We start from the raw sequence: 19,967 nt of genomic DNA, 5'->3' as shown, positions 1-19,967 counted from the left end.
TATGCGTACAATCTTGACATTGTACGTTGTTGTCGCCATCTAGTGTGCGACGTCGGCCGCTCAGTGCCGGCTTCAAGGAGTTGTTCCCGTGTCCGACCAAGAATGGCCACCCCTCTCGCCTGCCCAGACCGGCCTGCGCGGACGGTGTCCGCGTTGCGGACAGGGCCACCTGTTCGAAGGCTTTCTGAAGCTGCGGCCGAAATGTGAGGTCTGCGGTCTCGACTATTCCTTTGCGGACCCTGCCGATGGCCCGGCCTTCTTTGTCATGATGTTCGTCTGCATTCCGGCCGTGGTGTTCCCGCTCTGGCTCGAAATGGCGTATGAGCCGCCGGCCTGGGTTCATCTCGTCACCACCTTGCCGTTGATCCTGTTGACCTGCATCCCGCCGCTTCAGCCGTTGAAGGGCTGGCTTGTCGCAGCGCAGTTCTTCCACAAGGCAGAGGAAGGCCGGCTGGCTCGCCCCAAGGGCGAGAAGACACCGGCCTGAGCCCGGAGGGACGGCGAGTGCTGTGGAGGCTTTGCCTGCCCGCTTCTGATCTCGTCAAACGATCCCCTGATGCTGCGAGCGTTCATTGTCCATGATCGCAGCCAGCGTCTTCAGCGCATGGGCGAGGCGTCCGCGTTCCGGCACGCCGCCCAGCGAAATCCTGACTGCGTCCGGGGCCTCGCCTTCGACGCTGAATGCATCCGATGGCGTGACCCCGAGGCCTTCCTGACGGACCGCCTCGACCAGGCGGTAACGGTCCCAATGCGCCGGCAGCGGCTGCCAGATATGCAGACCGTTCGGGTGATGGCGGGCCGAAGCCGGCAGGATGGAGCGTGCCAGGTCCTGGCGTGCCGCAGCCTCGCGGCGTACCCCGTCGAGCAGGTCTCCAGCGGCGCCGATCCGGATCCAATGGGTTGCAAGCGCCGTCATCAGGGGCGCTGGCATGAGTGCGATGCTACGTAGGATCGCGACGAGCGGGTCGCGGTTCTCGTCCGGCGGCAGCACGACGAAGGCGGTACGCAGCCCCGGAGTCAGCACCTTCGACAGGGTCGCGACATGATAGGTCCGCTCCGGTGCGAGGGCGGCCAGGGGCGGTGGCGCATCGCCGGCGAGCAGGCTGTAAGGGTCGTCTTCGATGATCCTGAGGTGTCTTGCCCGCGCGATCCGCACGATCTCATCGCGTCGCGCAGGCTGCATCGTCGCTGTGGTCGGATTCTGGATCGTCGGTGTCACGCAAAGCAGCTTTGCGCCGGATTCATCAATGGCCTGCTCCAGGGCACCCGGCAGAAGGCCCTCTTCGTCCGTCGCGACCGGGACTGGCCGCAGCCCCGCCAGCCTGACAGCGGCCAGCAGGCCGGGATAGGCGAGGGCCTCGACCAGGACGGCCTCGCCCGGTTTTGCGTGAAGGCTGACCAGTGCCGCGAGCGCCGGTTGCGCGCCAGGGGTGACCAGCAGCCTGGCGGGCCCGATCCGTCCGAGAACAGGCTCAAGCCAGGCACAGCCGGCTGCCCGGTCCGCCAGCGAACCTGCCCCGACATGATAGGTCATCAGCAAGTCGGCGCTGGAGCGCGCCAGGACCTCGGTAATGCCGCGCTGCATCACTTCTGCGAGGCGTATGCCCTTTGGTGGCGGTGGAATGTTCATGCTGAGGTCGATGAGCGGGCCCGACTGTTCCTTCCGCGTTGAGATGAAGGAGCCGCGCCCGGTGACCGCGTCGAGCAGATTGCGATGTCTTGCCTCTGCATAGGCACGGGTGACCGTGGTCAGGTCGACGTCGACAAGTTTGGCGAACTGCCGCTGCGGCGGAAGTCTGTCGCCAGGGCGCAGGGTGCCGTTTGCGACGGCCTCGGCTATCAGTTCGACGATCTGGAGGTAGCGCGGTCCGGCCGATGGATCGAGCTGGCGGATCCACTGCAATGTCTCGTCGCTCCGCGCCATGCTGGCCTTCCAGTTTCCATGCATTATGTGACAATGTCTGCATACGATACATGAAGTGAGCACGGCAAGCCAATTGGGGATGCCAGGGCGGTCAGCCCAGTTGACCGAGCGATCAGTGCGAACCCATCGTGGTCTGTGACCTGGCTCACATTAATCCCCAGGCATCTGTGCGAAGTCTAGGCGTATGGCGGTTCCTGAGGCGAGCGTTTGGCGCGAAGACAACATAAGTTAACCCTTCGTTCACCAAGTCGTTTACAGGCGACTGTAAATGAGCCAGCATGCTCTCAGCGTCGCGGCATAGAATTGGGGGAGGCCGGCGATGGATGGCGTATCGATTGCGGTTGTAGATGATCACCCGCTTCTGACCGAGGGAATCGTTGCTCTGCTGCAACGCAAGGGCGGCTTTTCGCTTGTCGCGACCGGCTCGGCTGCTGATCACATCACCGCGATCACGGAAACTCACCAACCTGACGCGATGATCGTCGATCTGAACATGGCGGGGGATGCCTTCCAGGCGATTTCGGACGCATCGAAGGCCGCCCCTCACATGAAGATGGTGGTGTTCACCGCGTCGACGAGCACGGACCATGCCATTCAGGCGCTTGACGCCGGCGCCAGCGGTTATGTCCTCAAGGGCAGTCCCGCGGATGATCTCTTCGACGCGATCGAGGCTGCGCGGCGCGGTGAAATCTATATCACGCCTGCCTTTGCCACCAAGGTGATCGGTGCTCTGCAAAGCAAGGCCCTGGAAAAGAGGGCGGCGCAAAGCACCCGACTGAGCGTGCGGGAGGACCAGATCGTGAGGCTTCTCCTGTGCGGGAAGCAGAATCGAGAGATTGCCAGGGCCCTCTCGCTCAGCGAGAAGACGATCAAGGGCTATATGACCAACCTCATGCACAAGCTGAATGCCAGGAATCGCCTGGAGGTTGTGATCGCGGCGCAAAGGCTGGTTCCGCCGGGCGCTGAGGCGCGGGATCCGGCAAGGCCTCGCTAGATCACGCTGCGCTTGGGCGAAATCGTCCAAACGCAGAAAACGTGATCGACTCTCATAGTTTAGAGCATGCTTAGTGCGAAAAACCGTTGCCATTTTTTCGCAGCATGCTCTGGGGGTGAGATCGCGCCGTCAGGACCGCATTGGCAGCGTGGCGCGCACTTCAGTTCCACCATTGGACAGCCGGCTCACCGCGAGTTGGCCTCGCAATGCCTTGATGCGGCTGTCCATGCCCCGCACCCCCAGGCCGCCAGCGCCGGGCGCTCCATCACGGTGGCGCAGAGGCAATGTGCCGCCACTGTCCGACACGACGATCTCAAGCGTATCGTCAGCGACGCGGGCTTCGACCTTCTGCCCCCGGCCTCCTGCATGTTTATAGGCGTTGGTCAGCGCCTCCTGCACGATCCGATACGAGCAGAAGCGAATGGCGACGGGGACCTGCGCGGGCAACTCGGCGACGTTTCGATTTACATGAGTGCCCGTCTGCTCTTCATGGCGCGTGATGGCCAAATGGATGGTCTCTGCCAGAGTCAGATTCTCCGCTTCCGGCAACGCCAATCCTGAAGACAGGTTGCGCAGGTCCGAGAGGACCTGCTGGATGAGGGGTTCGAGCTCGCCGTGAGCATCGGCCGCGGGTGCCATGGTCCCGCTCGCCCGATCTGCCGCAGAGGGCAGTTTCAGCATCATCAGGCTGAGAAGCTGGATTGGCCCGTCGTGGATGTCCGCGCCAATGCTGGCAAGATAGGTCTCGTTGAGAACGGTGGCATTCAGTCTGGCCCGGTCCGCCGCCCGCCTGAGCGCATTGTTCCGCTTCGCCAGAGCTTCGGCCCGCGCCAGGTTCTGCTCGAGAAGAGCCTGCTGGCTGCTGATGATCCGGCTCGCGCGTTTGACGATGACATGCAGCAGGATGACGATGACGATGGCGACATTCGCGATGAGAAACCATGTCGCATACCTGACACTGGATATCTCGCGGTTCATGAAGTGACTGTACTCGTAGAATTCTCCGATTGCGATGATGTCCTTGGTTCTCTCCCTGTAGATCGGCGCATAGATCTCGATCAGCTTTGGCTTGATCTTCGAGGGGCTGAGTTCGTTGCCATCGCCGTCGAGATCGCTATCGACGATGACATTGCCAGCCATGATCCGCTTGATGTCGCTTTCCGGGAGCTTGCCATGGGCCCCGGCCTTGCCCGTGCTGAAGATCAGGTTCCCATTGAGATCCCAGAGCTTGATGATCGCGACGTGGCGGCTGAGGCTGGTATTGACCAGCAGTGCCTTGATCTTCTCGCGGCTTTCCTCCGGCAACCTGTTCGAGGCATCCAGCCCCTGCACATGGGGCGCCAGGAAGCCCTCGAGATAAAGCGCTCCCGTTTCCGCCATGCCTTGGATCCAGCCGGAGCGGATTCGGCTCTCGACCCAATAGCCCAATGCAGCCATTGACAGGCCGACGGCCAAGGCGGCGGTGAGAAGAAACTGCCGTTCGAGGTTGAGGGCGTTCCAGCGTGCCAGGATTGCGTGGCGCAACGCAGCTAGCCAGCGCCGGTACTTTCCATCCCCAACCGTCTTGTCAGTTCCTCTGCCCTGTGTCGGGGATCCGGACACGAACTTGTCATTCACCCGGTCGTTCATCCACAATCCATAGTGGCATCGATCCAGTGCGCGATTGTCTGGGAGCTCGATGGTGTCGACGGCGTATTCCAGATTAGAAGAATAGCAACTTGTTCGTTCTTGCGCCAATACCAATGCGCCGGCCGCAAGGCGAGAATTCGTGCCGCGATTTAAAATTCCGTTATCAGGTTTAATCCGGAATAGCGCAGCAATTCCGTGTCATGAATGGCGTTTCCAAGCGTCAATCTGAGTTCAGTTACCTGAAGACAAGCCTGCAGGTACAGCCTGACGTGCCCGATCGTGCGGGAGGTGCTGCCTTCGTGCTGCCGCGGTAACGAGTCGAGCGATTTTCGCTTCAGTTGAATCGTTGTCGCGATGCCTCGCGCAGCCCATTCAGCTACGCGAGGTGCCATTGCCGGCGCCCGACTTGCTGCCTCATCTCCTTCAGACGCCGAGAACCGGGACAGGCTCTCTTCAGTGGTGAAAGGTCCAGAGCAGGCTCTCGCTCAGGCCCTTCAGCGCTTCGACCGCATCCGGTCGCTCGCGGGCGATCGCGGTAATCAGGGCGTCCGCCAGGGCGAAGATCGCGGTCGGAGAATTCGGCAGGAATCGGTTCCGAGCCGGGGCGAAGAGTGTGATGTCGGCGATGTTGGCGAGTGGCGAGGTTGGTCCATCGGTCAGCGCCAGCAGGGTCGACCCACGCTTCTTGGCGAAGGAGGCGAGGTCGAGCGTCGTGCGCGAATAGCGCGGCACCGAGATCGCGACGACGAGGTCGTCGGGCCTGGCCGAGAGCATGTGGCGAATGGCTCGTTCTGGGCCGGCGCGCGAGGATGCGAAGGTCACGTCGGCGTCGAGATAGAGCGCGAGCCCGTCCTCAAGGAAGGATGCGACATGATGGCTCGCCCCCGAGGCGGCAATGAAGACGCGGCGCGCCTTGAGCAGGGCCTCGATCGCCCGTGTCGTGGTCGCTTCGTCGAGGGCGTCCCGTGCCGCCTGGAGATTGGCGGACTGGTCGGAGAGGGCATCGACAAAGGTGGCGAAGGTCGAGCCCGCCGCAGAGCGTGCGCCTGCAAAACTGTCGACCGGATCGAGCGCGAATTTCAGGGCCGAGGACAGGGCCACACGGAATTCGCCATAGTTTCCATAGCCAAGAGCGCGGACGAAACGCGTGACGGTGGCGTTGGATGTGCCGCTGCCTTCGGCAAGCCCTTCGATCGTCATGGTGGCGACGTCGAGCGGGTGCTGCAGCACGAAGTCGGCGGCACGCCGATGTCCATTGCTCAAGGACGGGTAGACCCGGGCGATCCGGTTCGAGAGATCGGTCGTCGGCTTCAAGCCTTGGGACATGCGTCTCCACCCGATTGACGTTCGAATATTTTCATGTTTGCTATCCAACGAAAATGAAGCTGTCAAAACGGTTCACATTGGGAGCGGAGATCACCATGCGTAAATCCTTAATGGTTGCGGCTTTGGCCGGAACCTGCCTTGCTGCCGCGCCGGCCTGCGCCCAGACCCTGCGCATCGCGCTGGCTTCGGAGCCGACAGCCGTCGATCCGCATTACCACGATCTCACGCCGAACAATGCGCTGGCCCAGCACATCTTCGACTCGCTCGTGCGCCAGGACGACAAGCAGAAGCTCCATCCCAGCCTCGCCAATTCCTGGGAGAATGACGGCAAGAACCGCTGGACCTTCAAGCTGCGCCAGGGCATCACCTTCTCGAACGGCAAGCCCTTCACCGCCGAAGACGTGGTCTTCACGTTCTGCCGCACGCTGAAGAACGAGACCAAGGTCTCCGATTCCTTCGCCGATATCACCGGGAATTTCGCGTCGGTCGAGGCGCCCGATGACCACACGTTGATCATCAATACGATCAATCCCGAACCGCTGATGCCGAACCTGCTTTCGAGCCTCAGCATCCTCTCGGCCTCGATCGTCGAGCATGGTCCGATCAGCTACGACGTCGCCAAGAACTGTGGCGTGACCGGCGCCTGGCCTGCCGTGAGCGGCTTCAATGACGGCAGCCTCGCGATCGGCACCGGCCCCTACAAGCTGAAGTCCTATGTTCGCGGCTCGTCGATCGAGCTCGAGCGCAGCCCGACCTACTGGGGCAAGGCCGAACCTTGGGCGACGGTACGCCTGCTTCCGGTGACCAATGCCGGTCCGCGCCTCGCCGGGCTGCTCGCCGGTGACTACGATGTCATCGAGAACCCCGCTGCGCGTGACCTTGGCCGGATCCAGGGCGACAAGCGCTTCAACCATGTCGTCACGCCCTCGACACGCGTGATGTATTTCCAGCTCGACGTGGCGCGCGATCAGAGCCCCTTCGTCAAGTCGGAAGACGGCAAGAACCCGCTCAAGGACCCGCGCGTCCGCAAGGCGATGTCGCTCGCCATCGATCGCGATGCGATCGTCAAGCGGATCATGGACGGTGCGGCAGAGCCGGCCTACCAGTTCCTGCCGACGGGCATGTTCGGCACGCTTCCGAACCCGCCGAAGCTGGCCTATGACCCGGCTGCCGCCAAGAAGCTGATGGCTGAAGCCGGCTATGCCAAGGGCTTCCAGCTGACGCTGTCCTCGACCAATGATCGCTATATCAATGACAGCCAGATCACCCAGGCTGTCGCCCAGTACCTGACTCAGATCGGTATCAAGATCGAGGTCGATGCGATGACGCGCGCGATCTACTTCCCGCGCCGCGCCAAGAAGGAATTCAGCGTTGCGCTCGGCGGCTGGGGGTCCGGTACCGGTGAGGCTGCGTCCTTCCTGCGCCAGTGGCCGCCGACCCCGAACGAGGAGAAGACCCTCGGCGGCTCGAACTATGGCGGTTACAAGAACGACGCGTTCGACAAGGTGATCCGCACTGCCGTGACGACGCTCGACGACGCCAAGCGCGCCGAATTGCTGCAGGAGGCCGGCAAGCTGGTGCTCGCAGACGGTGCGTTCATCCCGCTGCATTTCGAAAGCGGCATCTGGGCCTTCAAGTCCGACCTCAATGTCACCGGCCGCGCCGACCAGTTCATGTTGGCGATGTCGGTGAAGCCGGTCGCCAAGTAAGTCCAGTCACCCAATAAGCGTAGCAGAGTCGATCAAACGCAATGACCGCCTATGTTTTGCAGCGGCTGATCCAGAGCGTCATTGTTCTGCTCGCGGTCTCGGTCGTGGTTTTCTTCGCCGTCTATGGCATCGGAGACCCGATCGAGCTCCTGGTCTCGCCACAGGTCAGTGCCGCCGAACGCGCGGCACTGATCAAGCGGCTCGGCCTCGACCTGCCGGTCTGGCAGCAATATTTCACCTTCATGGGCAATGCCCTGAAAGGCGATCTCGGGCGCTCCTTCGTGCATGGCGTGCCTGCGATCGAGTTGATCCTCGCCCGACTGCCCGCAACCTTCGAATTGGTGCTGCTGGCGATGACGCTGGCAGTCACGGTCGGCGTGCCGCTTGGACTGCTCGCGGGGCTCGATCCTGACAGCCGCCCATCGCGGATCATCATGGCCAGCACCGTGCTCGGCTACTCGCTTCCGAATTTCTGGAAGGGCATGATGCTGATCCTGCTCTTTGCCGTGGTGCTCGGCTGGCTGCCGACGGCGGGACGCGGCGAGACCGTCTCCGTACTCGGTTTGCAGACCAGCCTGCTCACGCTTGACGGGCTGCAGCATCTCATCCTGCCGGCACTCAACCTCGCCATTCCCAATACGGCGCTGATGATCCGCCTGGTCGCGGCCGGCACGACCGAGACGATGACGCAGGATTATGTGAAATATGCCCGTGCCAAGGGCGTGCGCCGCAAGCGCATCGTCGGCCGGCACGTGCTGCGCAACATCCTGATCCCGGTCGTAACGGTGGTCGGCATCGAGTTCGGCAGCCTCGTCGCCTTTTCGACCATCACCGAGACCGTCTTCGCCTGGCCAGGTATGGGCAAGCTCCTGATCGACTCGATCTACCAACTCGATCGGCCGGTCGTCGTCGCCTATGTGCTGCTGGCGACGCTGCTCTTCGTCACGGTGAACTTCCTCGTCGATATCCTCTATGCCGCGCTCGATCCGCGCGTGAAGCTGACCGGAGACATGGCATGAGCGCGCCGGCGAAAGCCCCCCTCGTGCCGGCCTATGCCGACACGCCCCTGCGCGAGACGGTGCTGCGCCGGATCCGGAACCGGCCAACGACGCGCGGCGCCGCGATCCTGCTCGGCATCCTTGTCCTGCTCGCCGTGCTCGCGCCCGTCATCGCGCCGCAGAACCCGCACGACCTCGCCGCGCTCAGCGTGATGGACAACCGGCTGGCACCCGGCGACAGCGGCATGACCGGCATCACCTACTGGCTCGGCAGCGATGCCCAGGGTCGCGACATGCTGAGCGCGATCCTCTACGGGCTGCGGACCAGCCTGATGGTCGGTCTCACGGCAACCGCGGGCGCGCTCGTCATCGGGATTACGGCTGGCCTGCTCGCCGCCCAGTTCGGCGGCGCCGTCGATGCCGTGATCATGCGCGTCGTCGACTTCATGCTCGGCTTTCCCTCGATCCTGATCGCGCTTGTGCTGCTCGCCTCGATCGGCCGTGGCGTCGACAAGGTGATCTTCGCGATCGTGCTGGTGCAATGGGCGCAATATGCACGATTGATGCGTGCCGCGGCCCTGGTCGAGCGTCGCAAGGAATATATCGAGGCCGCGCTGAATTTCGGCCTGCCGACCCGACATATCATGCTGGCGCATCTGCTGCCGAACTCGGTCGGTTCGGTGCTCGTGGTCGCTTCGATCAGCATCGCGAGCGCAATCACGCTGGAGGCGACCCTGTCCTTCCTCGGCGTCGGCGTGCCCGTGACGCAGCCATCGCTCGGGCTGCTGATCGCCAACGGCTTCGAATTCCTCCTCTCCGGCGAATACTGGATCGCGGTATTTCCCGGCATCGCGCTGGTGCTGCTCATCATGTCGCTCAATCTTGTCGGCGACCGCCTGCGCCGCAGCTTCAACGTGCGCTCATGAGTGCTCCGCTTCTCGAGGTCCGGGGACTCAGGACCGTCTTCCACGCGCTCGATGGCGCCTGGCCGGCCGTCGACGGCGTCGATCTCAGCGTCGCGCGCGGCGAGGTGCTCGGGCTGGTCGGAGAATCCGGTTCCGGCAAGTCGGTGACCGGTTTCTCGCTGGTCCAGCTCATCGACCCGCCGGGCGAGATCGTTGCGGGCGAGATCACCTTCGCCGGTGAGAACCTTCGCGCGGCTTCCGAAGAGCGGCTGCGCAAGCTGCGCGGCGACCGCATCGCCATGATCTTCCAGGATCCGCTGATGACGCTGAACCCGGTGCTCAGCATCGGCGAGCAGATGAGCGAGGCGATCCTGGAACACCGCCAGTGCAGCCGCGCGGAGGCGCTGAGCGAGGCGGCCAAGGCGCTGGCGCGTGTCGGCATCTCGTCGCCAGAGGCGCGGCTCAAGCAGTTCCCGCATGAGTTTTCGGGCGGCATGCGCCAGCGCGTCGCGATCGCGACCGCGCTCCTGAATGCGCCCGACCTGATCATCGCCGACGAACCGACCACCGCGCTCGACGTCACGATCCAGAGCCAGATCCTGTTCGAGGTCCAGAAGCTCAGCCGCGAAACCGGTACGGCGGTGCTGTGGATCACCCATGATCTCGCGGTCGTCGCTGAACTCGCGGATCGGGTCGCCGTCATGTATGCCGGTCGGGTCGTCGAGATCGGCCCCGTCGACGCTGTGCTCGACCAGCCGCGGCATCCCTATACGCTTGGCCTGCTGAACTCCTCGGCCGCGATGGTCGAGCCGGGAGCGCGCCTGAACCAGATCGACGGCGTCGCGCCGCGGATCGATGGGCGCCCGAGCGGCTGCCCGTTCCGTCCTCGCTGCAGCCGCGTCCAGTTGATCTGCGCGGAGCAGGATCCGACACCAACTGGAACTGCCGAGCGCAGCTTCCGCTGCCATAACCCGGTTCCGCAGGGAGAGGCAGCATGAGCACGTCCGTCTTCGAACTGAAGGGCGTGACCAAGCACTTCCGCCGCAATCCCACCCTGGCTGAACGCATCCTGATGGCGACCGGCCGCGGCAAGGCGCCGCCGGCGCTGCGGGCTGTCGATGGCGTCGATCTCAGTGTGAAGCGCGGCGAGGTGCTCGGGCTCGTTGGCGAGTCCGGCTGCGGCAAGTCGACTCTGGCGCGTGTCGCCACCGGCATCCTCAAGCCGAGTTCGGGCGAGGTCATCTACGAGCAGAAGCCGGTGGCCGGGCTCAAGGGCAAGGACCGGCTCGCGTTCCTGCTGAAGGTCCAGATGATCTTCCAGGACCCCTACGCTTCGCTCGATCCACGCATGAAGGTCAGCCGGATCGTTGGCGAGGCGCTGAGTGTCCACAAGCTGCTGCCGAAGGCGGAGATCGAGGCTGCCGTCGACCAGGCGCTGACCGAGGTCGGGCTCGATCTCGCCTATCGAGAGCGCTATCCGCACCAATTCTCGGGCGGCCAGCGCCAGCGCATCGGCATTGCCCGCGCGCTCGCGGTGAAGCCCGACTTCCTCGTCTGCGACGAACCGGTCTCGGCGCTCGACGTTTCCATCCAGGCGCAGGTTGTGAACCTGTTCATGGATGTGCGCGAGCGCCACGGGCTGACGTATCTCTTCGTCAGCCATGATCTCGGGCTGGTGCGTCATATCAGCGACCGGGTCGCGATCATGTATCTCGGCCGGATCGTCGAGATCGGGTCTGCTTCCGCCATCTTCGCCGAACCGGCCCATCCCTACAGCGCGGCCCTGATCAAGGCGATCCCCTCCGCTGCCGGGCGCAAGCGTGACTTCCAGCCGTTGAAGGGCGAGTTGCCGTCGCCGCTCGCGCCGCCGCCGGGCTGCCCGTTCCATCCGCGCTGCGAGCTTGCGATGCCCGTTTGCCGCGAGGTCCGGCCAAAGCTGACCGAGATCGCGCCCGGCCGTAGCGCCGCCTGCCATTTGCACAAGGCCCCGGAGACCGCATGACCACTGCTTCGCTCACGCCCGCTATCGGCCGCAGCACGCTGCCTTTCGTCGATCGCTTCCATCCCGACAGGCCGCTCGAGGTCAATATCTATCGTCCCGCCGGCCACAAGCCGAACGACCCGGTGGTGGTCGTGCAGCACGGCATGTTGCGCAATGGCGACGAGTACCGCGATTTCTGGATCGATGCCGCCGAGAAGCACGGCATCCTGATCGTTGCGCCGACCTTCTCCAACGAGCATTTTCCGCAGGCCGAAGGCTATAATAACGGGCTCGTACTCGGAGCCGACGGCGCGATCGCGGCGCGGGACAACTGGCTCTACTCTGTGCCGCAGCGCGTGCTTGAGGCGCTGCGCGCCGGCGGCGTGATCGACCGTCCGGTGATCCGCATCTTCGGCCATTCGGCCGGCGGTCAGTTCGTGCACCGGATGCTGGCGACCCAGGGCGCGGAGCCCTTCGAGGCGGCGATGGCCTCCAATCCGGGCTGGTACACGCTGCCATGCCTTGACCGGAGTTTCCCGGAGGGACTCGGTGAACTCGGGCTGGATCGGGCGGCGCTGGCACGCTGGCTTGCCTATCCGATGATCATTTTCGCCGGTGACCAGGACATTGCCACGGCCGATCCGAACCTGCCGTCGCAGGCCGAGGCCCTGGCTCAGGGGCCGCATCGCTACGGGCGGGCTCATTTCATGTTCGACTTCGCCAAACGTGAGGCGGCACGGCTCGGGTTGCCCTGCAACTGGCAGCTGATCGCGGTGAACGGAATCGGCCATGACGGCGCGGCGATGTCGCGTGCCGCAGCGGCTTACTGGTTCGAGGGCGGCCGCATTCCCTCGGCCGAGGAACTGGGTCAGCAGGCAGCCCCGGTTCTCTGAATTCCTTGTTCGTCGCGGCGCGCTGCCGCTACGATTTGGATCCGAATGTCATCCCCAGCCGCCAGTGGCGGCTGGGGATTATTTTCGTCTCAGCCGCGTGACATGTTCAGCGGCGGCTTCACCTCGGCGGGCAGCGGCGAGACATAGCCGTCCTTGCCGATGCGGGTCTTCAGGTCGGCCTTTGCGGCAGCCATCAGCGCAGGATCCGAGAGCACGGCAGCGCCGGTCGCTGCCATCGCCTTGGCAACCTGGACCATGGCCTTGTGCGCGGCCGGGCTCTTGCCCTGCGCCACCACCTGCCAGGTGTGGAAAGGCGTGCCGATCGCGACGGTGGGTGCGTGAGCCTGAACCGTCGGCACGACCCAGCTGACATCGCCGACATCCGTCGAGCCGATCATCGGGTTGCGCGGTGCGTCGAGCGGGACGACGAAATCGGCAAGCGGTGCATCGGTTTCGGGCAGGCCGATCGAGCGCCACGACGAAGCGATCTCCTGAGGCGAGAGCGTCGAGCGGATATCGCGGGCGAAAGCGCGGTCGGTCTCATCGAAATGCGGAGCGCCGAGCTCCTCGAGAATGCCGTGCATCGCCTTCTCGAGCGGGGTGTTGCCGACGACGTTCGAAACGGCGCTGATGATGCGCATTTCCATCTTGGTCTCGGTCATCAATGCCGCGCCTTCCGCGATCTTGCGGACGCGTTCGACGAGTTCGAGCATGCCGGGCAGGTCGCGCGCACGAATCGAGTAGCGGACGCGGGCATGCGCCTGGACGACATTGGGGGCGATGCCGCCCGTATCGAGCAGCGCGTAATGCACGCGCGCATCGCTCGGCATGTGCTCCCGCATGTAGTTGACGCCGACGCTCATCAGTTCAACGGCGTCGAGCGCGCTGCGGCCGAGATGCGGCGAGGCGGCGGCATGGGCGGCGCGACCGGTGAAGATGAAGTCGGCACGCGTGTTGGCGAGCGAGAGGGGAGGGGTGACCTCCCAGAAGCTCGATGGATGCCAGGAAATCGCGACATCGGCGTCGTCGAAGGCCCCCGAGCGAACCATGAACGCCTTGGCTGCGCCGCCTTCCTCTGCCGGGCAGCCATAATAGCGCACTCGCCCCGGGATCTTGTTCTCGGCCAGCCAGTTCTTCATCGCCGTGGCGGCGAGCAGTGCAGCGGAGCCGAGCAGGTTATGCCCGCAGCCATGGCCATGGCCGGCATCCTCGATCGGCTTGTGCGTCGCAATGCCGGCCTCCTGGCTGAGGCCGGGGAGTGCGTCATATTCGCCCAGGAAGGCGATGACCGGGCCGCCTTCGCCGGCCTCGCCGATGACTGCGGTCGGGATCTCGGCGACGTTCTCGGTGATTCTAAAGCCCTGATGGCGCAACTCGGCGACATGTTCAGCCACGGAGCGCTGCTCGGTATAGCAGACCTCGGGCATGCCCCATACCCGTTCGCTCAGCGCAATAAAGCGCTCCTTGCTTGCGTCAACCTGGCGCCAGAGATCGTTTCGATTGTCCATTTTTATCTCGCTTCTCAGTGTTTCGGCATTTGAGCAAGCCAGGAGAGACGCGTCCAGTCAGTTCCAAGCGGGACTGCAAGGCGCTGCGCTGCATGGTTGACGCGCTCTTTGGCACATGCCTTGCTGGCGACTGCTTGAGGGAAGAGCAGGGGGCGCAAGACCCCCGAAGTTTTATCAGTTGCCGATTGGCGGAGGGTATTTATGAACGAGCACGACCTGCGAGGTTTGATCGCGGATGTGAAGGAAGGCGGCCTGTCGCGGCGCTCCTTCGTGCAGAAGATGGTGGCGCTGGGCCTGAGCGCCCCGATTGCGACCCAGATGCTGGCCTGGAATGGCGTCGCGATGGCGCAGCCGGCCGACGACTACAAGCCGACCAAGGCCGGCGGCGGCGGCCCGCTGAAGATCCTGCTCTGGCAGGCCCCCACGCTGCTGAATCCGCATTTCGCCAGCGGCACCAAGGATCAGGAAGCCTCGCGCGTCTTCTATGAGCCGCTGGCCGGCTGGGATGCCGAAGGCAACCTCATTCCGTGCCTCGCTGCCGAAGCCCCTTCCAAGGAGAATGGCGGACTGTCTGCCGACGGCAAGGTGGTGACGTGGAAGCTGAAGCAGGGCGTCAAATGGCATGACGGCAAGCCGCTGACTGCCGACGACGTCGTCTTCACCTGGGAATATGCAGCCGATCCGGCGACTGCGGCCTATACGACCGGTTCCTACAAGGACATCAAGGTCGAGAAGGTCGACGACCACTCCGTCAAGGTGATCTTCAAGGAGGCGACGCCGTTCTGGGCCGATCCCTTCGTCGGCGTTGCCGGCATGATCATCCCGAAGCACCATTTCGGCGAATACAAGGGTGCGAAGTCGCGCGAGGCGCCGGCCAACCTGAAGCCGGTCGGGACCGGCCCCTACAAGTTCGTCGACTTCAAGCCGGGTGACATCGTTACCGGCGAGCGCAACCCCGACTATCACGTCAAGAATCAACCGCATTTCGACACAATCGAAGTCAAGGGCGGCGGCGACGCGGTTTCGGCGGCGCGTGCCGTGCTGCAGACCGGCGAGTTTGACTATGCCTGGAACATGCAGGTCGAGGACGAGATCCTCAAGCGCATGGAGACCGGTGGGCGCGGGCGCGTGCTGGCGGTTCCCAGCGGCAATATCGAGTTCATCATCCTCAACACCACCGATCCGTGGACCGAGGTCGATGGCGAGCGCTCGAGCGTCAAGACCAGGCATCCGACGCTCAGCGATCCGGCCGTGCGCCAGGCGATCAACCTGCTGATCGACCGCGATTCGATCCAGAAATTCATCTATGGCCGCGGCGGCACCGCGACGGCGAGCTTCGTCAACGAGCCGAAGATGTTCAAATCGAAGAAGCTGAAATACGAGTTCAGCGTGGAGAAGGCGAACAAGATTCTCGACGATGCCGGCTGGAAGAAGGGCGCGGACGGTATCCGCGAGAAGGATGGCAAGAAGCTCAAATACGTCTTCCAGACCTCGATCAACGCGCCGCGCCAGAAGACCCAGGCCATCATCAAGCAGGCCTGCCAGCGTGCCGGCATCGATCTCGAGCTGAAATCGGTGACCGCGTCCGTGTTCTTTTCTTCGGACGTCGCCAACCCCGACACCTACACCAAACTGTACTGCGACATGGAGATGTACACCACGACGCAGCCGCAGCCCGATCCGGAGCGCTTCCTGAACCAGTTCACCTCCTGGGAGATCGCCAACAAGGAGAACAAGTGGCTCGGCCGCAATGTCTCGCGCTACGCCAGCAAGGAGGCGGACGACGCCTACAAGGCTGCGCAGAAGGAGCTCGACCCGGCCAAGCGCGCCGCGCTCCTGATCAAGGTCGATGAGATCTTCTGCGAGGCCAACGTCATCCTGCCGCTCCTGTCGCGCACGCGCGTCGCTGCGGCGGCCAACAACCTGACGCCGAAATATAGCGGCTGGGACAGTGACGTCTGGCGACTGGCGAGCTGGTATCGCAGCTAGTAGAAGCGGCCAATCCATTCGCGAGAGCGCAATGCGCTCTCGCGAATGGTGAGTACCGACCGTTCATTGACCGGCCGGAGCCGGATCATCGCAGGGGCATCTTCGTTGCTCCCTGCATCCTTCGGTTCCGGTTTACGGTCCCGATCCGCACGCTGACAGAGACCTGTACATGGCGAGTTACCTCATACGGCGATTGCTCATCGCCATTCCGAGCCTTCTGGGCATCAGCCTGATCCTGTTTACGGTTCTTGCGCTGGCGCCCGGCGACCCGTTCGAGGAGCTCGCGACCAATCCCAATGTGCCTCCCGAAGTCCGAATGGCGTTGCGCGCGAAGTTCGGCATCGATGATCCGGTGATGGTGCGCTATGTGCGCTGGCTGACGGCCATGGCGCAGGGCGACTGGGGCTTTTCCTTCGCCAGCCGAATCAATGTCGATGACCTCATCCTGCAGCGGGTGCCGACGACGCTCTTCGTTGTCGGCACCTCGCAGTTGCTGGCGCTTGCGATCGCGCTGCCGGTCGGCATCTATGCCGCGACGCGGCCCTACTCGGTCTTCGACCAGATCGCCAACACGCTCGCCTTCGTCGGCTTCTCGCTGCCGACGTTCTTCACCGGCCTGCTCTTCATCCTGCTGTTCTCGATCAAGCTGGACTGGCTGCCCTTCGTCTATCGCTCCGATATCGCGGCGACGGGCTGGCGCTGGTACTGGGAGATGGTGCGGCAGGCGCTGATGCCGATCCTGGTGCTCGGCCTCTTCCAGGCTGCCTCCTATACGCGCTATGTGCGCTCCGCCGTGCTCGACGTCGTCAGGCTCGACTATGTCACCACCGCCCGGGCAAAGGGCCTCAGCGAGAAGAAGGTGACGATCCGGCATGTGGCGCGCAACGCGCTGATCCCGGTCGTCACGCTGGTCGCGCTGCAGATGCCTGCGGTATTCGGGGGCGCCATCGTCACGGAACAGATCTTCCGCGTGCCCGGTATCGGCTCGCTGCTGATCACGGCGATTCTCGCCAACGACACCCCGGTCGTCATGGCGGTGACCTTCGTCTTCGCCTGCCTCGTCGTTTTCTTCAACCTCATTGCGGATCTCCTTTATGGCTGGCTCGACCCTCGTATCTCCTTCCGTTGAGCCGACAGCCGGCTCGCCGGCGCGGAGCATGTCGGTCTCGCCGGCGCGCGAGACCTGGCGCCGCTTCCGCCGGCACCGCCTGGCAATGATCAGCACGATCGTGCTCGGTCTGCTCGTGCTCGGCGTCGTCATCGGCCCGTGGATCTGGCCCGTGGCGATCAACGATATCGACTTCGCGGCGCAGCTGCAGACGCCGTCCTGGAGTCATCCGTTCGGCACCGACGATCTCGGTCAGGATATCCTGGCGCGGATGATCTATGGCGGGCGCATCTCGCTTGCTGTCGGTCTCGCCGCCATGGTGGTCGCAACCCTCGTCGGCGTCGTCGTCGGCGCGATCGCCGGCATGTCGCGCGGGTATGTCGACTCGTTCCTGATGTGGATCACCGACCTCTTCCTGTCGCTGCCGCAGCTGCCGCTGCTGCTGCTGGTGATCTATCTGTTCCGCGAACAGCTCAAGGCGGTGTTTGGACTCGAAGGCGGCGTCTTCATCCTGATCGTCGTCGTCATCGGCGGGCTGCGCTGGATGCCTGTCGCTCGCCTCGTCCGGGCCCAGTTCTTCTCACTGCGCGAGAAGGAGTTCGTCGAGGCGGCGCGTGCGTCGGGCGCGACGAAATGGCGGCAGGTCGTCAGCCATATCCTGCCCAACGCGATGGGACCGGTCATCGTTGCCGGCACGATCGAGGTGTCCTCCGCGATCATCGCCGAATCGACCCTGTCCTTCCTTGGTCTCGGCTTCCCGCCGGACATCCCGACCTGGGGCCGGATCCTGTTCGACGCCAAGGACCATCTCGATGTCGCTCCGCACTGGGCCATGTTCCCTGGCGCCGCGATCTTCCTCACCGTTCTCTCGATCAACTTCATTGGTGACGGCCTGCGTGACGCGCTCGATCCACGCCGCGTGATCTAGGAAAGACTGGAAAGCTTCAGCATGACCTCTCCCATTCTCTCTGTATCGCACCTGACCACTTCGTTTCGTGTTGAGGGCCAGTGGCGCTCGGTGGTACGCGACGTCTCCTTCGACATCGGGCCGAAGGAGACGGTGGCTGTCGTCGGTGAATCCGGCTCCGGCAAGAGCGTCACCGCGCTCTCGATCATGCGGCTGACACCGCCCGGCTCGAGCAAGATCGAGGGCTCGATCAAGCTCTCCGGCAAGGAACTGCTGACCTTGCCCGATGCCGATATGCGCCATATCCGCGGCAATGACGTCGCGATGATCTTCCAGGAGCCGATGACGAGCCTGAACCCGGTGCTGACCATCGGCTTCCAGATCGCAGAGGCGCTGATCCTGCACCGCGGCTTGTCGCGCAGTGCGGCCGAGGCCGAGACGATTCGGCTGCTGGAGAAGGTCCGTATTCCGGCCGCCAAGTCGCGCTTCAACGAATACCCGCACCGCTTCTCCGGCGGCATGCGCCAGCGCGTGATGATCGCGATGGCCTTGGCCTGCAAGCCGAAGCTCCTGATCGCGGACGAGCCGACGACGGCACTCGACGTGACGATCCAGGCGCAGATCCTCGAGCTCATCAAGAGCCTGCAGGACGAGGAGGGCATGTCGGTCCTCTTCATCACCCACGACATGGGCGTGGTCGCCGAGATCGCCGACCGCACGGTGGTGATGTATAACGGCCAGGCGGTGGAGACCGGCGCCACCGAGGATATTTTCGCGCGCGCCACGCACCCCTATACCCGGTCGCTGCTTTCGGCGGTGCCGAAGCTCGGCTCGATGATCGGCCACAAACGGCCGATGCGCTTCCCCGTCGTCGACCGCGCAACGGGCCTGTCGGACGTTCCGACCGAGACATCCGATACGGTGGCTCATGCCGAGCGTCCGGTGCTCGAGGTCAGCGGGCTGACGACCCGCTTCGATATCCGCGCCGGGCTGCTGGGCGGGGTCAAGGGCCGTGTGCATGCGGTCGAGAACGTCTCCTTCAGCCTGCAGGCGGGCGAGACGCTGGCGCTGGTTGGCGAATCCGGTTGCGGCAAGTCGACGACGGGACGCTCGGTGATGCGGCTGATCGAGCCGCTCTCCGGCTCGGTGCTGCTCGATGGCGAGGATGTACTGAAGCTCGACCAGCGCACGCTGCGCGACCGGCGCAAGCGCATGCAGATGATCTTCCAGGACCCCTTCGCCAGCCTCGACCCGCGCATGAATGTCGGCGCGGCGATTGCCGAGCCGCTGCTGATCAACAAGCTCGCGACGCGCTCGGAGGCCCGCGACAAGGTCGCCGAGCTGCTGCGCCGCGTCGGGCTTCTGCCCGAAATGGCGAGCCGCTTCCCGCACGAGTTCTCGGGCGGCCAGCGCCAGCGGATCTGCATTGCGCGCGCACTCGCGGTCGAGCCGCGGCTGATCGTGGCGGATGAATCGGTCTCGGCGCTCGACGTCTCGGTCAAGGCGCAGGTGATCAACCTGATGCTCGAGCTGCAGGAGCGGATGAAGCTCGGCTATCTCTTCATCTCGCACGACATGGCGGTGGTCGAGCGCGTCAGCCACCGGGTGGCGGTGATGTATCTCGGCGAGATCGTCGAGATCGGCCCGCGCGAGGCGATTTTCGGCAATCCGCAGCACCCCTACACCAAGCGCCTGCTCGCGGCAGTGCCCGTTCCGGATCCGGCGCGGCGCCTCGAGAAGCGCCCGGTCTCGAACGACGAGATCAAGAGCCCGGTGCGTGCGCCCGACTACGTCTCGCCGATCCGCCAATTCCGCGAGGTCTCACCCGGCCACGCCGTGATGATCTGGGGCGAGGAATGGGAAAAGCCGGCAGCGGTGGCAAAGGTGGCGTAGGATTGATCGATATGCGGGGGGCGGCGCTTTGCTGCGCCCGGCACATCTCCTTTTCTGTGTGCACTCGAGCGAGCCGATGAGCTGAACAGCTTCTGCTCGTCGGCGCCGCAATAAAGTGCCCCGATGAGCACGCTTAACGTGTGATGGTTGAGGGCGTGGCTTTATTCAGGCAGCGGCTTGCGACCGAGGTCGGTCACCTCAGT

The 19,967-nt window shown here is 64.0% G+C and carries 16 protein-coding genes; 12 read left to right on the top strand and 4 right to left on the bottom strand.

Features of this window, described 5'->3' with window-relative positions; genetic code table 11:
- Positions 1-88: 88 nt before the first annotated feature.
- The gene (locus FG93_RS21275) at positions 89-487 is read left to right on the top strand and encodes a DUF983 domain-containing protein (RefSeq protein ID WP_043238048.1); all 399 of its coding nucleotides are present in this window, start codon (positions 89-91) and stop codon (positions 485-487) included.
- A gap of 54 nt (positions 488-541) precedes the next feature.
- Here the strand turns inward: FG93_RS21275 and FG93_RS21270 are convergent, their stop codons facing one another.
- Complete coding sequence (locus FG93_RS21270) at positions 542-1,924, bottom strand: PLP-dependent aminotransferase family protein (protein ID WP_043238314.1); 1,383 nt, start codon at positions 1,922-1,924, stop codon at positions 542-544.
- A gap of 319 nt (positions 1,925-2,243) precedes the next feature.
- Here FG93_RS21270 and FG93_RS21265 point away from each other — a divergent pair, with 319 nt between their 5' ends.
- Positions 2,244-2,918, top strand: a complete 675-nt coding sequence (locus FG93_RS21265) for a response regulator transcription factor (RefSeq protein ID WP_043238046.1) — start codon at positions 2,244-2,246, stop codon at positions 2,916-2,918.
- A gap of 129 nt (positions 2,919-3,047) precedes the next feature.
- Here the strand turns inward: FG93_RS21265 and FG93_RS21260 are convergent, their stop codons facing one another.
- Positions 3,048-4,655 (bottom strand): sensor histidine kinase, encoded by a 1,608-nt coding sequence (locus FG93_RS21260; protein WP_152579549.1) that lies wholly within the window; start codon positions 4,653-4,655, stop codon positions 3,048-3,050.
- Between the two features lie 345 nt (positions 4,656-5,000).
- Positions 5,001-5,873 (bottom strand): MurR/RpiR family transcriptional regulator, encoded by an 873-nt coding sequence (locus FG93_RS21255; protein WP_043238043.1) that lies wholly within the window; start codon positions 5,871-5,873, stop codon positions 5,001-5,003.
- Between the two features lie 95 nt (positions 5,874-5,968).
- On the opposite strand from FG93_RS21255, the gene FG93_RS21250 reads away from it, so the two are divergent.
- Genes FG93_RS21250 through FG93_RS21225 form a run of 6 tightly spaced genes read left to right on the top strand, consistent with a single transcriptional unit; the run spans position 5,969 to position 12,359 of the window.
- A complete protein-coding gene (locus tag FG93_RS21250) occupies positions 5,969-7,582 on the top strand; it encodes an ABC transporter substrate-binding protein (RefSeq protein ID WP_081881710.1) in 1,614 nt (537 codons plus the stop codon).
- A gap of 41 nt (positions 7,583-7,623) precedes the next feature.
- Positions 7,624-8,601 (top strand): ABC transporter permease, encoded by a 978-nt coding sequence (locus tag FG93_RS21245; protein WP_043238041.1) that lies wholly within the window; start codon positions 7,624-7,626, stop codon positions 8,599-8,601.
- The gene (locus tag FG93_RS21240) at positions 8,598-9,506 is read left to right on the top strand and encodes an ABC transporter permease (RefSeq protein ID WP_043238039.1); all 909 of its coding nucleotides are present in this window, start codon (positions 8,598-8,600) and stop codon (positions 9,504-9,506) included. The genes FG93_RS21245 and FG93_RS21240 overlap by 4 nt, the downstream gene beginning before the upstream one ends.
- Positions 9,503-10,483 carry an ABC transporter ATP-binding protein gene (locus FG93_RS21235; RefSeq protein ID WP_043238037.1) on the top strand — a complete coding sequence of 327 codons (981 nt, stop codon included), beginning with the start codon at positions 9,503-9,505 and terminating at the stop codon, positions 10,481-10,483. Before FG93_RS21240 ends, FG93_RS21235 begins: the two co-directional genes overlap by 4 nt.
- Positions 10,480-11,487 carry an ABC transporter ATP-binding protein gene (locus tag FG93_RS21230; RefSeq protein WP_043238034.1) on the top strand — a complete coding sequence of 336 codons (1,008 nt, stop codon included), beginning with the start codon at positions 10,480-10,482 and terminating at the stop codon, positions 11,485-11,487. The genes FG93_RS21235 and FG93_RS21230 overlap by 4 nt, the downstream gene beginning before the upstream one ends.
- Positions 11,484-12,359, top strand: coding sequence for a hydrolase (locus FG93_RS21225; protein WP_043238031.1), 876 nt, complete (start codon positions 11,484-11,486; stop codon positions 12,357-12,359). Before FG93_RS21230 ends, FG93_RS21225 begins: the two co-directional genes overlap by 4 nt.
- Positions 12,360-12,448: 89 nt before the next feature.
- Here FG93_RS21225 and FG93_RS21220 read toward each other — a convergent pair whose 3' ends face one another.
- A complete protein-coding gene (locus FG93_RS21220; RefSeq protein ID WP_043238029.1) occupies positions 12,449-13,867 on the bottom strand; it encodes a M20 family metallopeptidase in 1,419 nt (472 codons plus the stop codon).
- Positions 13,868-14,068: 201 nt separating this feature from the next.
- Between FG93_RS21220 and FG93_RS21215 the strand changes: the two genes are divergently transcribed.
- The 4 genes from FG93_RS21215 (at position 14,069) to FG93_RS21200 (ending at position 19,764) form a co-directional block, all read left to right on the top strand.
- Complete coding sequence (locus FG93_RS21215) at positions 14,069-15,856, top strand: peptide ABC transporter substrate-binding protein (RefSeq protein ID WP_043238028.1); 1,788 nt, start codon at positions 14,069-14,071, stop codon at positions 15,854-15,856.
- A 169-nt stretch (positions 15,857-16,025) separates the two neighbouring features.
- Positions 16,026-16,985 (top strand): ABC transporter permease, encoded by a 960-nt coding sequence (locus tag FG93_RS21210; RefSeq protein ID WP_043238026.1) that lies wholly within the window; start codon positions 16,026-16,028, stop codon positions 16,983-16,985.
- Positions 16,951-17,892, top strand: coding sequence for an ABC transporter permease (locus tag FG93_RS21205; RefSeq protein WP_043238025.1), 942 nt, complete (start codon positions 16,951-16,953; stop codon positions 17,890-17,892). Before FG93_RS21210 ends, FG93_RS21205 begins: the two co-directional genes overlap by 35 nt.
- A 21-nt stretch (positions 17,893-17,913) precedes the next feature.
- On the top strand, positions 17,914-19,764 hold the full coding sequence (locus FG93_RS21200) for an ABC transporter ATP-binding protein (RefSeq protein ID WP_152579548.1): 1,851 nt from the start codon (positions 17,914-17,916) through the stop codon (positions 19,762-19,764).
- Positions 19,765-19,967 lie beyond the last annotated feature (203 nt).

This window comes from Allobosea sp. LC85 (assembly GCF_000735605.1).
Classification (GTDB): Bacteria; Pseudomonadota; Alphaproteobacteria; order Rhizobiales; family Beijerinckiaceae; genus Allobosea.
The sequence above is the reverse complement of the archived record's forward strand: the minus strand, read 5'-3'. Positions and strand labels throughout refer to the sequence as shown.

Excerpts from the sequence above, each read along its gene's own strand:
- FG93_RS21200 (WP_152579548.1), top strand. The coding sequence starts at position 17,914 with ATGACCTCTCCCATTCTCTCTGTATCGCACCTGACCACTTCGTTTCGT.
- FG93_RS21265 (WP_043238046.1), top strand. The coding sequence starts at position 2,244 with ATGGATGGCGTATCGATTGCGGTTGTAGATGATCACCCGCTTCTGACC.
- FG93_RS21250 (WP_081881710.1), top strand. The coding sequence starts at position 5,969 with ATGCGTAAATCCTTAATGGTTGCGGCTTTGGCCGGAACCTGCCTTGCT.
- FG93_RS21210 (WP_043238026.1), top strand. The coding sequence starts at position 16,026 with ATGGCGAGTTACCTCATACGGCGATTGCTCATCGCCATTCCGAGCCTT.
- FG93_RS21235 (WP_043238037.1), top strand. The coding sequence starts at position 9,503 with ATGAGTGCTCCGCTTCTCGAGGTCCGGGGACTCAGGACCGTCTTCCAC.
- FG93_RS21270 (WP_043238314.1), bottom strand. The coding sequence starts at position 1,924 with ATGGCGCGGAGCGACGAGACATTGCAGTGGATCCGCCAGCTCGATCCA.
- FG93_RS21240 (WP_043238039.1), top strand. The coding sequence starts at position 8,598 with ATGAGCGCGCCGGCGAAAGCCCCCCTCGTGCCGGCCTATGCCGACACG.
- FG93_RS21255 (WP_043238043.1), bottom strand. The coding sequence starts at position 5,873 with ATGTCCCAAGGCTTGAAGCCGACGACCGATCTCTCGAACCGGATCGCC.
- FG93_RS21205 (WP_043238025.1), top strand. The coding sequence starts at position 16,951 with ATGGCTGGCTCGACCCTCGTATCTCCTTCCGTTGAGCCGACAGCCGGC.
- FG93_RS21230 (WP_043238034.1), top strand. The coding sequence starts at position 10,480 with ATGAGCACGTCCGTCTTCGAACTGAAGGGCGTGACCAAGCACTTCCGC.
- FG93_RS21215 (WP_043238028.1), top strand. The coding sequence starts at position 14,069 with ATGAACGAGCACGACCTGCGAGGTTTGATCGCGGATGTGAAGGAAGGC.
- FG93_RS21245 (WP_043238041.1), top strand. The coding sequence starts at position 7,624 with ATGACCGCCTATGTTTTGCAGCGGCTGATCCAGAGCGTCATTGTTCTG.
- FG93_RS21220 (WP_043238029.1), bottom strand. The coding sequence starts at position 13,867 with ATGGACAATCGAAACGATCTCTGGCGCCAGGTTGACGCAAGCAAGGAG.
- FG93_RS21225 (WP_043238031.1), top strand. The coding sequence starts at position 11,484 with ATGACCACTGCTTCGCTCACGCCCGCTATCGGCCGCAGCACGCTGCCT.